This window comes from Vibrio sp. Y29_XK_CS5 (assembly GCF_024181835.1).
GTDB classification, from domain to species: domain Bacteria; phylum Pseudomonadota; class Gammaproteobacteria; order Enterobacterales; family Vibrionaceae; genus Vibrio; species Vibrio harveyi.
In genome coordinates, this window is record NZ_JAMZAM010000001.1 from 497,773 (window position 1) to 511,927 (window position 14,155).

Annotated in this window: 18 protein-coding genes; 12 read left to right on the forward strand and 6 right to left on the reverse strand. The window is 43.6% G+C overall.

Annotated elements, in window-relative coordinates:
* The first annotated feature begins 87 nt into the window (after nucleotides 1-87).
* The gene (locus tag NL647_RS02460; protein WP_050937191.1) at nucleotides 88-489 is read left to right on the forward strand and encodes a hypothetical protein; all 402 of its coding nucleotides are present in this window, start codon (nucleotides 88-90) and stop codon (nucleotides 487-489) included.
* 75 nt (nucleotides 490-564) lie between these two features.
* Here NL647_RS02460 and NL647_RS02465 read toward each other — a convergent pair whose 3' ends face one another.
* Nucleotides 565-882 (reverse strand): CcdB family protein, encoded by a 318-nt coding sequence (locus tag NL647_RS02465; RefSeq protein ID WP_253649562.1) that lies wholly within the window; start codon nucleotides 880-882, stop codon nucleotides 565-567.
* Nucleotides 882-1,127 carry a type II toxin-antitoxin system CcdA family antitoxin gene (locus NL647_RS02470; RefSeq protein ID WP_253649563.1) on the reverse strand — a complete coding sequence of 82 codons (246 nt, stop codon included), beginning with the start codon at nucleotides 1,125-1,127 and terminating at the stop codon, nucleotides 882-884. The genes NL647_RS02465 and NL647_RS02470 overlap by 1 nt, the downstream gene beginning before the upstream one ends.
* A 223-nt stretch (nucleotides 1,128-1,350) precedes the next feature.
* Between NL647_RS02470 and NL647_RS02480 the strand changes: the two genes are divergently transcribed.
* The 4 genes from NL647_RS02480 (at nucleotide 1,351) to NL647_RS02495 (ending at nucleotide 3,354) form a co-directional block, all read left to right on the forward strand.
* Entirely contained in the window at nucleotides 1,351-1,821 is a 471-nt protein-coding gene (locus NL647_RS02480; RefSeq protein ID WP_050935675.1) for an RDD family protein, read from the forward strand.
* Between the two features lie 147 nt (nucleotides 1,822-1,968).
* Nucleotides 1,969-2,385 carry a GNAT family N-acetyltransferase gene (locus tag NL647_RS02485; RefSeq protein WP_181859651.1) on the forward strand — a complete coding sequence of 139 codons (417 nt, stop codon included), beginning with the start codon at nucleotides 1,969-1,971 and terminating at the stop codon, nucleotides 2,383-2,385.
* 284 nt (nucleotides 2,386-2,669) lie between these two features.
* Nucleotides 2,670-2,969 (forward strand): hypothetical protein, encoded by a 300-nt coding sequence (locus NL647_RS02490; RefSeq protein ID WP_050935923.1) that lies wholly within the window; start codon nucleotides 2,670-2,672, stop codon nucleotides 2,967-2,969.
* A 154-nt stretch (nucleotides 2,970-3,123) separates the two neighbouring features.
* The gene (locus NL647_RS02495; protein WP_172581415.1) at nucleotides 3,124-3,354 is read left to right on the forward strand and encodes a hypothetical protein; all 231 of its coding nucleotides are present in this window, start codon (nucleotides 3,124-3,126) and stop codon (nucleotides 3,352-3,354) included.
* 352 nt (nucleotides 3,355-3,706) lie between these two features.
* On the opposite strand, the gene NL647_RS02500 is transcribed toward NL647_RS02495, so the two are convergent.
* The 3 genes from NL647_RS02500 to NL647_RS02510 all read right to left on the reverse strand — a co-directional run bounded on the left by NL647_RS02500 (nucleotide 3,707) and on the right by NL647_RS02510 (nucleotide 5,064).
* Complete coding sequence (locus NL647_RS02500) at nucleotides 3,707-4,249, reverse strand: hypothetical protein (RefSeq protein WP_029790218.1); 543 nt, start codon at nucleotides 4,247-4,249, stop codon at nucleotides 3,707-3,709.
* Entirely contained in the window at nucleotides 4,236-4,781 is a 546-nt protein-coding gene (locus NL647_RS02505) for a YaeQ family protein (RefSeq protein WP_005453677.1), read from the reverse strand. The genes NL647_RS02500 and NL647_RS02505 overlap by 14 nt, the downstream gene beginning before the upstream one ends.
* A gap of 73 nt (nucleotides 4,782-4,854) precedes the next feature.
* Nucleotides 4,855-5,064 (reverse strand): cold-shock protein, encoded by a 210-nt coding sequence (locus NL647_RS02510; protein WP_005433440.1) that lies wholly within the window; start codon nucleotides 5,062-5,064, stop codon nucleotides 4,855-4,857.
* Nucleotides 5,065-5,432: 368 nt separating this feature from the next.
* Here NL647_RS02510 and NL647_RS02515 point away from each other — a divergent pair, with 368 nt between their 5' ends.
* Entirely contained in the window at nucleotides 5,433-5,699 is a 267-nt protein-coding gene (locus NL647_RS02515; RefSeq protein ID WP_005453679.1) for an alternative ribosome-rescue factor A, read from the forward strand.
* Here the strand turns inward: NL647_RS02515 and NL647_RS02520 are convergent.
* Nucleotides 5,696-6,859: a threonine/serine exporter family protein gene (locus NL647_RS02520; protein WP_005453681.1), complete on the reverse strand. Its 1,164-nt coding sequence runs from the start codon at nucleotides 6,857-6,859 to the stop codon at nucleotides 5,696-5,698. The two genes, NL647_RS02515 and NL647_RS02520, sit on opposite strands and share 4 nt — an antisense overlap.
* 363 nt (nucleotides 6,860-7,222) lie before the next feature.
* Between NL647_RS02520 and NL647_RS02525 the strand changes: the two genes are divergently transcribed.
* The 6 genes from NL647_RS02525 (at nucleotide 7,223) to NL647_RS02550 (ending at nucleotide 14,015) form a co-directional block, all read left to right on the forward strand.
* A complete protein-coding gene (locus NL647_RS02525; RefSeq protein ID WP_253649564.1) occupies nucleotides 7,223-8,665 on the forward strand; it encodes a diguanylate cyclase in 1,443 nt (480 codons plus the stop codon).
* 117 nt (nucleotides 8,666-8,782) lie between these two features.
* The gene (locus tag NL647_RS02530; RefSeq protein ID WP_253649565.1) at nucleotides 8,783-9,529 is read left to right on the forward strand and encodes an outer membrane lipoprotein-sorting protein; all 747 of its coding nucleotides are present in this window, start codon (nucleotides 8,783-8,785) and stop codon (nucleotides 9,527-9,529) included.
* Between the two features lie 66 nt (nucleotides 9,530-9,595).
* Nucleotides 9,596-10,825, forward strand: a complete 1,230-nt coding sequence (locus tag NL647_RS02535; protein WP_253649566.1) for an FtsX-like permease family protein — start codon at nucleotides 9,596-9,598, stop codon at nucleotides 10,823-10,825.
* A complete protein-coding gene (locus NL647_RS02540; protein WP_253649567.1) occupies nucleotides 10,815-12,050 on the forward strand; it encodes an FtsX-like permease family protein in 1,236 nt (411 codons plus the stop codon). Before NL647_RS02535 ends, NL647_RS02540 begins: the two co-directional genes overlap by 11 nt.
* Nucleotides 12,050-12,763 carry an ABC transporter ATP-binding protein gene (locus tag NL647_RS02545; protein ID WP_253649568.1) on the forward strand — a complete coding sequence of 238 codons (714 nt, stop codon included), beginning with the start codon at nucleotides 12,050-12,052 and terminating at the stop codon, nucleotides 12,761-12,763. The genes NL647_RS02540 and NL647_RS02545 overlap by 1 nt, the downstream gene beginning before the upstream one ends.
* Entirely contained in the window at nucleotides 12,756-14,015 is a 1,260-nt protein-coding gene (locus NL647_RS02550; RefSeq protein ID WP_253649569.1) for a hypothetical protein, read from the forward strand. The genes NL647_RS02545 and NL647_RS02550 overlap by 8 nt, the downstream gene beginning before the upstream one ends.
* The last annotated feature ends 140 nt before the right edge of the window (nucleotides 14,016-14,155 follow it).

Here is a 14,155-nt window from a genome sequence, read left to right on the forward strand (position 1 = left end):
GGCTTGAATGGAGTTTAGTGATTAGAGTGTTCAATTTGAGTGGCGTGGTAGCGCGCTTCACGCCTTATATACAAATAGAGGAAAACTATGTACAAGGCTGCTGATTTTGACTTGGATTCAAAAGAATTTAGGTTTAAGAAAGACTCATATCCTTTGTCTAAGATAAATAATGCTAGGGTTAAAAAGTTAAGTCTTCTTGATAATCTAGGTCAAATGTTATTCTGGGTGTTTATTTTTTCTGGGGCACTTTGGTTAGGCATTCCAAGCTTTGAAGAGGCACCACAATGGCTAAAAGTTTTAGTTCTTAGTTTGACGGCTGTCGGTTTCATTTTTGCTCTTTTTCGTTGTTCAAGATATGCACTGCAAGTCGAGTTTCGCCACATAGATGAAACGGGCGTTCAATGGGTTAATGTCGCTAAATCATACTCAAAGTTAGATTGTGAGTTGTTTGAGCAACAAGTGCTGGCACTGAAGGAAAAGTTCGTATAAAAATCGTTCAACAATGCGTTGGCTCGTGTGGCATTTCTACTATGTGCTGGTTTTCCTCAAACCTTAAACAAGGCGTTATATGCCAGTAACCAAAAAATCGATAGCAGCGATGATTTCGTTTCTAAACGTGCTGAGCTCGTTGACTGGGGTCGTAAGGATTTTAGTAGGTACACTAGCCATTTGTTGAGTGAGAAGCACAAAGTCACCTTCATCAATATGGATTGTAGGACACAGATGGTTAGGGGCTTTTTTCTCTAGTAGCTCGATTGGAGTTAAAGGAATGACTAAGCGAGTATTCAGTGAATCTAGCAACTCGCTTTGGACATCAACAAAATATGGATAAGTGCTAGCGGTGCGCTTATCGTTGTTTTTATAAAGCGTAAATTGTGACATTAGAATACTCGGTATGAATCGGAAAATAGTCCGTGTTTTGCAGTTAAGTCGTTACAAGCATCAATAGCTTCAGCATTTTGCTCTAACCATTCGGCTTTCAATTGCTGTTTTACTTCTTTTTCCAAAGCCTTTTCCATTGTGGCTGATAGGTTGATATTTAGGCGTTTAGCTTCGGCGAGTAACTCACTGTTTAGACTAAGGTTTGTCGCCTTTTTAGGTGCGTGTGTGTTATATGTGTTTCTCATGAATTAATCCTATGCGTATTAATGGTGCGCATTGAGTATAGGTGAAAGTTAGAGGTATAACAAATTGTTCAAGATTGATTCGCAATGCGTGGAACTTTCCAATATGTTGGGTTTAGTGTTTAAGGTGGTATGCAGTGGCTTCGGTATTGTTTTGCTCATACCTTAATTGGGAGTTGGGCGACTATCGGCTATTCAGCCCATATTAAAATAAATAGGAAAGGTTATGGAACTTAGTAATCAGTTTGAGTATGCAGGCTTTTGGGTAAGATTTGGAGCGGCTTTAATCGATACAATTTTATTTCTTATGTTGACCATGCCACTACTATATTGGATATATGGTAATTACTACTTCGAGTCTGAGGGTTTTATCCTTGGTGGTTGGGACCTTTTACTTAATTGGGTGTTTCCATTCATAGCGACAGTACTATTTTGGGTATATCGCTCAGCAACACCTGGTAAAATTGCGTTAAAGTTGAAAGTGGTGGATGCCAAAACGGGTGAAGCACTTTCAACGAGTAAGTCAATTATTAGGTATTTAGCATATTACGTTAGTACCATACCTTTGTGTTTAGGTTTTATCTGGGTAGCTTTCAACGGTAAAAAACAAGGTTGGCACGACCTGATAGCCAATACGGTTGTTATTCGACCTAAAGATCGTAGTGTCGAGGCTGTAGAGTTCGAAAAACGCACCTAACAAACTGTTTAAGACTGATTCGCAACGCGTGGCACTCTAACAGTTAGTTTATTGCTCATAGCACAATGAGTTAGGTATGGTGTTAGCGTTGTTCACTCCTTAATTTAGCGTTTTGTACTTAGAGGAAAATCCGTCGTGATAAGAGAAATGGATATCTCAGATTACTCACAAGTGATCGGCTTATGGTCAACAACAGAAGCGATGCTGTTACGAGATGCAGATTCAAGGGAAAACATAGGTAAGTACCTAAAACGCAATCCTAACCTGAGCTTCGTTGCATTGGATGGTGACAATATTATTGGTGCTATTTTAGTTGGAACTGATGGTCGTCGAGGTTATGTTCAGCATCTGGCTGTTGATTCAACTTTCCGAGGCAAAGGCGTTGGTGCCAAGCTCATATCATCAGCAGTGGAAGCTCTATCAAAAGTAGGCATAGCCAAAACGCATCTATTCGTTGCAAATGAAAACATCAATGCGCAGTCTTTTTACGAAAGACTAGGCTGGATTTGTCGCGACGAAGTTCGGATGTTTTCTTTCAATTCTTCCAGCTGTGACAACATTTAGTGCGCATTTAGCAAACTGTTTAAGGGTGATTCGCAACTCGTGGTATTTTCACTGCCTTATCTGCAAAAAATAAGAACTCATTAATATAACTAACAGTTACGTAAGTGTATGAAGTTATATGTAAGGTAAATGTTTGGTTGATCGCAACGTAACAAGCGGACAACAAAAGGGAACGCGGATATGAAGGTTGTCACGATGGTAGCTATGTTGTTGAGTATGGAGTTAAAACGCACACTGCCACCCGTTTCGACTTGTCAGCAGTCCCTGACAGCGTAGGAGACTAAATGGATAGAGCTGACAAGATCGCGGTAGGTTGTGTCGTAGGGACTGTCGTCGCGGCAATAATACTAAGCAGAGGCTATATTGTGGCTTTTTTACTTATAATCGCAGCGATATGCCTAGCCCTTATTTTTGTTTACAACGGTTACTATTTTGTACAAATAGCTACAGATTTAGTTGAAAGCCGCAAGCCCCCGAAAGATTGGAATGTGATACTCGGTTATTTTTTTGCATCAATCGTTTTTGGGGCATCAGCAATGATAGCAACGTTTGTTGCCATATCATTCATCGTCAATAGAACGTAATTAAAAGCCAGCTTAGACGCATTCTGTAGAATGCAGCGACAAGGACGCCAATGTGGTATAGGCGTGCAGTCCGAGTCGCGAATTTCGAAACTGACGCTGACTGCTTACAGCTCTAGTAAGGTAATCACTCCTACCTTGGTACTGAATACCATGTATGCACGCTGGCGACCAGTTTACTGAGCGTATGCTCGTCCATGGTGATTATTCAGGTCGGTGTGGTCGCCAGGCGCACAAAGAGCGAAGCGATATTGACAAAAAGATGTTGTTTAAATCTAAGTTAGATGACGCCTCGAACTTGTTTTGTAATCAGAAGTTCGTAGAGGTTTTTCTTGAGCATGGTTTGAGTGGCATCACTTTTACGGATGAACTCGCTGGGTCGCTTTAACAAGGATTGACCAAGACCGATAGGAGCATTTGAGTCTGATTTAGACCCGGTTATTGAAGGATTTGGGAATGCTTATGTGTGTCTGGGCTTTGGTTATCAAATAGAGGTTTCATTTACTATTTTGATGTTTAGTTACTGTGTTTATTGTTGTTTAACTTGTTGATTTTATTTGTGTTTGTTGTTTTTTATGAAGTTCGGCGGATAAACTTCATAATGATCCCTTGATGTTCAGTGGATGAGTGCCCTTGTATGTCATGCAACGAACTTACGTAACGAAGTCGTTGAGCGTAGAAAGCCGTTGCATGAAAGGGCGTAGTCTATCAGGTGTTTGGTTTTGACAAAACCATGTATTTTATGAGGAAAACAGACGTTTTACCCAACCAAATAGCCCGCTTGCTTTTACTGGGTTAGCTTCTTTACCAAGATAGAAACTCTGCATTAAATCGGTACGAAAAGCATCCAAATCCATGCGCTTAATCACTAACTCATGTTGCAGGATATTTTGCGTTTGTTCTGCATGGTCATGAGCAAGGCTAAAATCCATATTTAGATAGCCTTGGGTGTATAGCCATAAATGCGTCACCAGTACTAAGTCTTCGGCCGACTGATTGGTGAACTTTTCCGCGTGCTCTTCACCAAGCGTGTCGTTCAACACTTGCTGCATGTGGTGAGTGGAGGTGGCATGTTGTTCATACAGGGCGCTGGCTTCGATGTGAGATTTAGTCAAAAGCCCAAGCATATGCAGCGCAGGGGCTGTGTCAGGCTTGTTTTCACATACTCTAATGAACAATGGGGCTTGTTCTTTTGTCCAACGTCGCCTTGCAGCCTTATGCTCATTAACGAAGGGAATGTTTTTGAACCCCATTTCTTGGATCAGTTCATTAAGAGGCGTCATTACTTTGCAATTCCTTCACCGTCACTTCGACGTGTTGTTCGTTAATATCAACGAAAATAGAGGTGCCGGTAATCATAACAGATAGGCTAGTGCCACGGTCAAGGTGTTGTGAAATCAAGTCGATAGCATCGTAGTCAAGGCTTGCCACATCCACTGGAAGCATGCCAAATTTGCCCGCCATCTTATCCCACCAAACGGAGGCTTTGGTGTTGTAGGTATAGACTTTTACTTTCTTAGCCAAACGGGTCGCTTTCTTGATGCGATCTGGTTCTGGTTCGCCAATCTCAATCCAGTGAGTGATAGATTGGTCGTCCTCTACACGCCACAAATCTGGTTCTTCTGTTGTAGATAGACCCTTAGTGAACTCAAGATCATCTTGTGCATTCAAGCAGTAGGCGAAAATACGAGCCAACATGCGCTGTGGCTTTTCAGAAGGGTGAAGGGCGATAGTAAGATTTTTTGAATCGTAGTAATCGTTGTTCATATCAGAGATTGCGATACGAAACTTGTAAATTGTTGGTTTTAGAGCCATAGGAAGTATCGATAAATGAAGGGCAAAAAAATAGCCAGCTAAAAGCTGGCTACCATATCAAAATCTTAAAGGATTAAACTAGAGTGATTTTCTCAGCTTGTGGACCTTTTTGACCTTGAGTGATTTCGAATTCTACTTTCTGACCTTCAACAAGCGTACGGAAGCCGTCACCTTGGATTGCAGAGAAGTGAGCGAAAACGTCAGGACCGTTTTCTTGTTGGATGAAACCGAAGCCTTTAGTTTCGTTGAACCACTTAACTGTACCAGTAGCTTTGTTAGACATGTCTATTTCCTAAATATCTAATTTTATGTAAATCTTCGCCTAATCGGCGCTTATAGCGTGGAAAAATAAATTGCTATTGCGTACCACAGGACGGGGGAGTTACGAGTAATCCAACGAAATGTGAAAACAAAGAACTTTCTTTCTAGCCGTGTTCGAGTCTAGGTTAATTACGGGTATAGTCAACATATATCGACCCATCAAGGGCAAATATTTGTATCTAGTCACTTTTTATACGGTGTATTTTTGATGAATTTTCAAATAAATGACGTTGTTGTGAAGTTTTTGGAGAATAAAATGAATTTTATTATACAAATTTGACTATTTTCCCTAATTATTGTCCAATCTGGTTCGACCATTAAGGAGGAAGTATGGTAAAGAACAAATCTAATCCTCAGCCAAATGAATTGAATCAAGATACCGAGTTTGGCAGAGGGGAAATCAAAGACAACGCACTTAAAGCTGTCGTCACTAGTCAACTGTTTAGAACGCGGGTTGTGAAAGCCAAAAAAGGCAAAGGCAGCTTCAATCGGAAAGCAAAACATAGAGGCAAAGAGCCCTATTCAAAGTTCTCACTAAAGTGGATTTTGAATAGGGCTTTTTTCTTATCTGAAGGTGATGGCGAGAGGGGGTTTTAGCGTTCTATTTTTGGAGAGTAAATTGAGTAAGCCGTGATTTGCCCCGCAACGATAGCAGAGAACATAAACAGCGCAGACAGACCAATACTTGGAATGGGTAAAATAGATTGTTCAAACACGGATTGGCTTGCGCTTACTAAGACGCGGCTACCTGGAACCAAAATGATGATGCCTTGAACAATGTAGATAGAGCCAGTCAGTTCCATCTTTTTCGCAATCCAAGTTCCGTATAATGTAATCAGAACTGTAGTTACCCAAGTCCCCACAACCCAGCCACTTTCGAAACCAAGATAAAAAGGTCCCCACATGCCCAGCATTGCAACGGGTAAGCCAAGCAGAATGTCGATAGGGCGAGCGTTAAAGATCACTCCAAGGCTGGCGGAAATTAAGAATAGTCCGCTGATGTGCATCCAAATCGGGATTTCATTGGTGTAGGCGATGGATTGCGCTTGTCCCCAAATGGCTTCACCGATATTGAGCCCCATGGTGATGCCAACAAACAACTTGATCAACGTAAGAGCGCATTGCCCCAATAAACTGGTCCCTGATACCAAATCATTAAATGCGAGACATTCAAGGGAGTTAGCGATGGAGAGTCCGGGTACAAATAAGACAATCGTTGCGATACATAGCGCCCAAACAGGGATCGGCAGTCCAGTGCTGGACAGGTACGCAACAATAATACCTGTGAACAAAGCTGCAATGAACTCAACTGCAATTGCACGTCTCGCTCGGCAAACTTGCTGGCATCCCCAGACCATAAAACCAAGAATAAAAGCAAAGCCGACCGCTTCTAAAGTACTGCCGACCAGCATCAAGTACGCGGGTGGAATGCCCATATTCGCCAATGCAATAACCCATGAAGGATATCCAGCAGGCTCTGGGACGGGTTCGCTACTCGGTTGGTTGATTCGAATGATGGTGTTAGCTAGCAAACTTAAGTTGATTGAAGCTGGTTTCAAGCGCTTGAGTACCACTGCATTGTTATCATCTGGAAATTGATAATTGATCGCGGTTGGCGTGGCTTGAATCATCACATCCACGCCATGTTTTTGCGCGTAGTGCTGAGTGTATTTCTCTACTTTGTATGGCGCACAGCCACTACGATGCAGCGTATCGCCAATTTCGACGATTTTGTTAATTCTATATTGAGAAGGCATGGCGAAAGCGAAAATTTCGAGTCACAAAAAAATTGCGCGTAAGTTAACAAAGTGATTCTTGTCGAGCGAATAATCATTAACTTTTTTGTGTGATTTTGTGGACTGTGTCAGGTGTTACTCATGTCGAGAAAAGGCTCAACCCAGAGAAACCCGGAGTTTCGAACTTTTATTCATATTAAATTCATAACAATTCGTGATGATTCTATAAAATAATCTAATGTAAAAGTGCCGTTTTTCAGTGTAAAGGTACTAATTTAGATTCATATCAATAAGAGTTGCTACCTAAAGAAAGAACCTCTGCTATACCTTTAGTTCTATTTAAGTCTTAGATAGCCCTTTAGGGTAGGTTAGTGAGAAGTAGGTATGACCTTCATGCGTTATAGTACTAATGATTGGAAAAACACAATATTTGGCATGTTTCTGCTGCTTATTGTTGCGTTCCATTCCAGCGCAGTCTACGGGCACGAAACTAAACAAGGTACCTTGGTTGTTGCCAATTCAAAAGCATGGAAACCCTTCTCATACCTTACGCCAGATGGTGAGCCTCAAGGCATCTTAATTGACTTCTGGCGCGAGTACTCCGTTCGAAATGATGTTCATGTGAAATTTCTTTTGCTTGACTGGGAAGAATCTTTACTAGCAGTAAAAGAGGGACGAGCAGATATTCATGCTGGATTGATATTTTCTGCAGAGCGCAACCAGTATCTGAACTTTGGCACAGTGATTATGCCTATCGATACTCAACTTTATGTCAACAGTGACCTGTTAGGAATTGACGTGGAATCGGTGCTGAAAGGTGAATCGGCAATGGAAGTTGGTTTGGTGAAAGGAGGATACGAAGAGACTTTCGTTCGTAAACACTATCCGAACGCGGCAATACGGTTGTTTTCGAATAATGATGCGTTGCTAAAAGCGGTTACGAGTAAGCAAATTTTTCTGTTTGTCGCTGATACCCAGGTATCCAATTTCTACATGGCAACAACACCTGACTCGGTGACTTTCTTACCCGCATTGCATCTTTACAGCAAAGATTTAAGAATCGCGACGGGTGACGGCAGTGCAAAGTCGATTGAAGAGGTATCGAGGAATTTTGAGATAGTCATGGAGGCAAATAAGGACCGGATCCTCAGTCGTTGGATTCATGTTAAAACCGTCTATCCAGCGTATCTTGCTCCACTTGCTGTTTTTGCACTGATTATTGCTGCCATGTTCCATATTTTTTCACTTAAGCGTACGGTTGCTTTGCGTACTCGGCAGTTAACTTTAGCCAACCAACAGTTGTTTGAGTTGACCCTAACAGACCCTCTTACCAAGCTTTATAACCGACGTCATTTGATTGAAAGGTTGGCGACGTTAAGTACAGTAAAAAGAAACCTGACGGTGATGGTGTTTGATATTGATGACTTTAAATCCATCAATGATCAATTTGGTCATTTAGCTGGAGATCAAGCAATCGTTGCTGTTGCGAATACCGCGAAATCGGTAACCGATGAAAAGGTGACATTAGCTCGAATTGGCGGCGAGGAATTTGCGTTGGTGAGTGTGTCACTATCGGCAGAAGAAGCCCAAACGCTGGCGTGTGAAATCTGTACTCACGTTAATCAAATGCCAATCCCATTAGATGGTCAGAACATTCATGTGAGCATCAGTCTTGGTTGCGCGTATTATCCAAAATTTGATGAACAACCAAGCCTGCAAGATGCTGATCAACTTATGTACCATGGCAAGGCAAACGGGAAGAATCGCGCTGTGTTCCAAATCATCAACAGAAACAAAGTGGAACCATTACTTCGTAAAGCTCAGTAAAACTTTGAGCGAGCTCTCGCTGACCTTCATCCTCTCCTTGCTATACTGATCTGAACTCCCTGTTTTTATTGTCATTTCTGACGCGAATAGTGTTGGATTTCAGTGTCGAGGACGGTTATGCGTACTGCTTTGTTATCTCTTTTGTGTTGGTCCATTTCATTTACTGCTGTGGCTGAAAGCCCTTTTGATATCGTGCAAAAGTCAGATCAAGCCATGCGCGGCGATTCCAGTTATACCGAATCTACAATGGAGATCATTCGCCCTGATTGGACTCGGTCGATGACCATGAAGAGTTGGACAAAAGGGACAGAGTTGTCTTTGGTGTTGGTCACGGCGCCAGCCAAAGATAAGGGCAGTGCTTCTCTAAAACGACAAAGAGAAATGTGGAACTGGGTGCCGAGTATTGAACGCGTCATCAAAATTGCGCCATCTATGTTGAGCCAATCGTGGATGGGCTCTGACTTCACCAACGATGATTTGATCAACCAGTCCTCTATCGTGGTCGATTATCAACATGAATTGAAAGGCGAGGATGTGTTTGATGGCGACAAGGTCTGGGTGATAGACGCCGTTGCTAAGCCCGATGCTCCTGTGGTTTGGAGCAAAGTAACGTTGTGGATTTCCAAATCGACCTACCTACAGCGCAAAGTAGAATTCTACGATGAGTTTGATGAGCGAGTGAACGTGATGACGACTTATGACGTGGAAGAACTCGGCGGGAGAAAATTAGCAACCAGAATGGAAATGCAGCCGCTTGATAAGCCAGAGAACAAAACCGTACTCATTACTCACCAAGCACAGTTTGATTTTGATATTGATGACAGTTTTTTCTCTCAACAACAGATGAAATCGCTGCGCGACTAAGTTTGGATAAATGAACGGCTAGAAGAAGAAACGGATAATCAAATATCAACGGAAGGAAGCGAATCAATGCTTGTGAAACTGGCTTGGCGAAACCTCTGGCGACAAAAGCGCAGGACACTACTGACGGCGTCTGCGCTGGCATTGGTGTTGTTTCTTTCGCTTATTACGCGAGCGTTTCAAGAAGGCAGTTACACGTCCAATATCAAAAATGCTGCCAAGTTTTATACCGGGTTAATTCAACTGCAAAACCCCGAGTTTGGTGACTCTTCCAGCATTGATGATGTCTTGCCGCAAACCAACACCTTCATTTCGGCGGCGAAAAACAATCCCAACATTGATGTCGTATTACCTCGGGTGGAATCTTTTGCTCTAGCCGCAAAAGACGAACGCTCAAAAGGCGTGATGGTACTAGGCGTTGAGCCTGAAGCGGAAGATCAGTACTCCAATATCAGCGACAAATTGATTGAGGGAAGCTACATCCAATCAGGGAAAAAAGCAGTGCTAGTTGGTGGTGGTTTAGCGAATTATTTGCAACTCAAGGTTGGCGATGAACTGGTGCTATATGGTGTCGGTTATCGAGGACAGACCGCGGCAGGTTTGTATCAAATCTCGGGCATTCTTCATTTTCCTTTGCAGCAGCTTGATTCTCAGTTGGTGTACATGCCGCTCGATACTGCGCAAAACCTGTATTCATTGGATGGCCAAGTCACCGCATGGGTTTTGAATACTGAGAGTCTAAGAGACTTACCTGATACCGTTGAACAACTTAAAGCCGAGTATGGCAAAAATGTCGCCGTGAAGGATTGGAAAAAGTTGTCGCCAGAAATGGCACAGCAAATCGCCTTGGATAAAGCGGGCGGTATTTTCTTGATTTATATTCTCTACGGCATTGTTGGTTTTGGCTTGTTCGCGACTATCTTGATGACAACATTAGAACGCCAACGTGAGTTCGCAGTCATGCTGGCAACCGGAATGCTGCGCTCCAAGCTCGTCCTTCTGCTCACGATAGAGTCTCTGTTTATGTCCACAATTGGCATCATTATTGGGCTTATCGTGAGTGCTCCCGTGTTGGGGTATTTCTATTTTAATCCAATCGAAATTACTGGCGATGCTGCCAAGCTCATGCGCGAAAGTGGTTTTGAACCTATTGTGCCTGTTTCGCTCGACCCACACTTACTGCTCAATCAAATCGCCGTCGTGCTGTTCATTCTTTTGTTATGTCTGCTTTACCCAATGGTTCGCATGTTTCGAATGCCCATTGCGGCAGGGTTAAAAGGAGGTGCTCATGCTGGTTAAGTTGGCTTGGCGTAACTTGTGGCGCAACAAGTTGAGAACCTCAATCATGCTCGGAGCTATGGTATTTGGCTTGATGGGCGTGGTTGCCATGATGGGATTCATGAATGGCTTGGTCGATAGTATGATCAAGAACGCCATCTCTTGGCAAACCAGTCACTTTCAGATCCAGCAAAAGTCCTACTTGGTCAATCCTGAGCTAAAAGATGTGATTCCCGATGCGGATAAGATAAGCAAAGTGTTGGCGAGTAACCGAGAAGTGAAAGCCATTTCTGAGCGACTATTAGCAGATGGCATGATAGCGTCGGCGCGCAGTACACGTGGTATTCGCATCAACGGCGTTAGTATCGAGCAAGAGCAAAACATCACGCCACTCTCGAAACACATTGTTGACGGAGAATGGCTGAGCGAAGAAGGCAGAAATCCGATTTTAGTATCGAGCAAGATAGCTGAGCGATTAAAGCTACGTGTCGGCTCCAAAGTGGTACTTACTCTGTCTGATGTCAATGGAGAGGTTGCAGGTGCGGCATTTCGTGTTCGAGGCATATTCAAAACACCATCAACAGGGTTTGATGACGGGAATGTTTACGTCCGAAAAGCGGATCTTGAAAAGGTAGCGGGGCTGAGTGGCACGCACGAAATTGCGATACTCCTTACTTCTAATAACGATGCTGAGCTCAAGCAGTTACTGGCGTTCACTCACTCTATTTTGTCGCCGGAAAGTAAAGGCTTGCTCAGTGTGAGACCTTGGCAGGAGATCCAGCCTTTGCTCTCCACCATGATGAGCACGATGGATGTTTCCAACCAAGTGATGCTCGTGGTGTTTGTGCTGGCGATGACCCTTGGCATCATCAATATCATGCTGATGTCGGTGTTTGAACGCACACGAGAGTTCGGGGTGTTAATGGCTGTCGGCATGCAAAAACACAAGATACGCTTGTTGATTGTTTTTGAAACCTTGTTCCTCGGATTAAGCGGTTGTGCGCTTGGGTTGCTCGGGAGTGCAATTATGCTCAAGGTGCTGAGTATTACCGGATTGTCGCTGGCTGGTATGGCGGAAGGGCTAGGGGCTTATGGCGTGGATACCTTGCTTTATCCACGGGTATCAATAGCGGAATATCAAATGATCATTGTCGCGATTTTTGTTGCCAGCCTTATCGCAGCCCTATATCCCGCACGACAAATTTTGAAGCATCGACCTGTGGATGCCATGGCGGAGAAAAACTAATGACCATCAAACTAGAAAGCCTAACTAAGATTTACAACGCCGATGGTGATTACCCTGTGCACGCAGTGCAGTCGGTGAACTTAGAGATTAAGCAGGGTGAATTTGTTGCGATCATGGGACCATCCGGTTCGGGTAAAACGACGTTGCTGAACATGATTGGAGGTATTGATGCCCCAAGCTCTGGCAAAGTGGAAATCGACGGCTGCATGATTTCATCGATGTCAGAAAAAGAACTGATTGCCTATCGTCGCGATAATATAGGCTTCATCTTCCAAGACTACAGTTTGTTACCCGTATTAACCGCGCTTGAGAATGTGGAATTCGTCATGCAGCTGCAAGGTAAAACCGAGCGAGAGTGCCGTGAACGTGCGACGTCCTTGCTTGAACAAGTAGGGTTGGTGGAACAGATGAATAAGGTGCCAGGCAAAATGTCCGGCGGGCAGCAGCAGCGTGTTGCGGTTGCTCGTGCTTTAGCGCCGAAGCCTCGTTTTGTCATGGCGGACGAACCGACTGCCAATCTAGACGCCCAAAGCACCGCGGAGCTGCTCGACATTATGGAGCAACTTAGTGAACAAGAGGGAACGACGTTTATCTTCTCGACCCACGATCCGCGGGTGATAAAACGTGCACACCGAATTATCGTGTTTGAAGACGGTCGTTTGGCGCGTGATTTCAGTAATATTGATAATCGTGCAGAGAGGTCGCATGCATAGAGCTGTTTCCTATTTGTCTGCGACTTGCACCAAAGCTCTCCAATTCAATACCGGCTTGCTCAGAACAAAAGTAAATACAGTGTTTATTAAGGCGTTAAGTCTTTCATTGCTATGTCTTCAGGCAGGTTCTGCCTTGTCTGCTGTCCCCGGATTAGAGCCTCAAAAGTCATGGGATTTGGATGGCTACATCAAATACATGGCAACCTACAGTGTTCCTGATGGCACTGATAATACGTTCGATAACCTGATACACAATCGACTTAACTTTGAATACCGTTTTTCCTCTAGCTGGCGTGTGAATGTTGGGCTTAGAAATCGAGCTCTTTGGGGCGATTCTACCGACTTTCCTGGCTATACCGATTTGGTCGCGTTGGACTCTGGTTACATGGATTTAAGCAAAAACTGGCATGAAGATGATGTGGTCATTAACAGTCAGCTTGATCGTCTATATTTCACTTGGCAGCAAGATGACTGGGGAGCGCAACTAGGGCGCTTTCGTATCAATTGGTCGATGAATACGATATGGAATCCAAACGATATCTATAATGCGTATTCGATTTACGATTTTGATTATGAAGAGCGGGCAGGCACGGATGCGGTCATGCTGAGCAGAAAATTAGGTTTTGCCGATGGGGTAGATTTGGTGTTTTCACCAGCTCGTCAGTCAGGACAAGACAGTGCCTCACTGCGTTATTTCGCCAATCAATCGGGATGGGATTATCAGTTTATTGCAGGACGAGCTCGGATGGATTACGTACTCGGCGCTGGTTTTGCAACGGATGTGTTTGATGCGGGTTTTCGTGGAGAGCTCACGTGGTTTGATCCCATTGATCCAGAATTTGAGGGTGAACCGACCAAAAAGACTACAGTTGCCAGTATTGAATCGGATTACAGCTTTGGCGGCAAACGCAGCTGGATGGGGCGTGCAGCGTGGTTATTTATCTCTGAACCTCAAGATGCATCAAGCGCATTGGCGTATTTGAATCTTCCTCTCGATGCAAAAACGTTGAGCTTTACACGAAATACATGGTATGTCGATGTGAGCTTTGACTTAACGCCTTTAAACCGCTTAACGCTCTCAACCAGTTACTACGACGATCATTCCTATTTCCTTGGGATATCGAGTAACTACTCCCTCGCTAATGACTGGCAATTGCTCACGGTAATCCAAAGCTTTAACGGTAGCAATGGCAGCTTGTTTGGCGAAGTACCTGCGACTTTGTTGTTTGCTAATGTAAAGTACAGTTTTTAAATATATGTTTTAAAAGTGAATTTATTTAACTGTTAGTAAGTGAAACTCTTCTATCAACTCTGATGTAAATACGATACTGAATGTTGCTCCATAAATCCCAACCCGCTCACGCTTTGACAGTTGAGTGCAGGGTTGATATG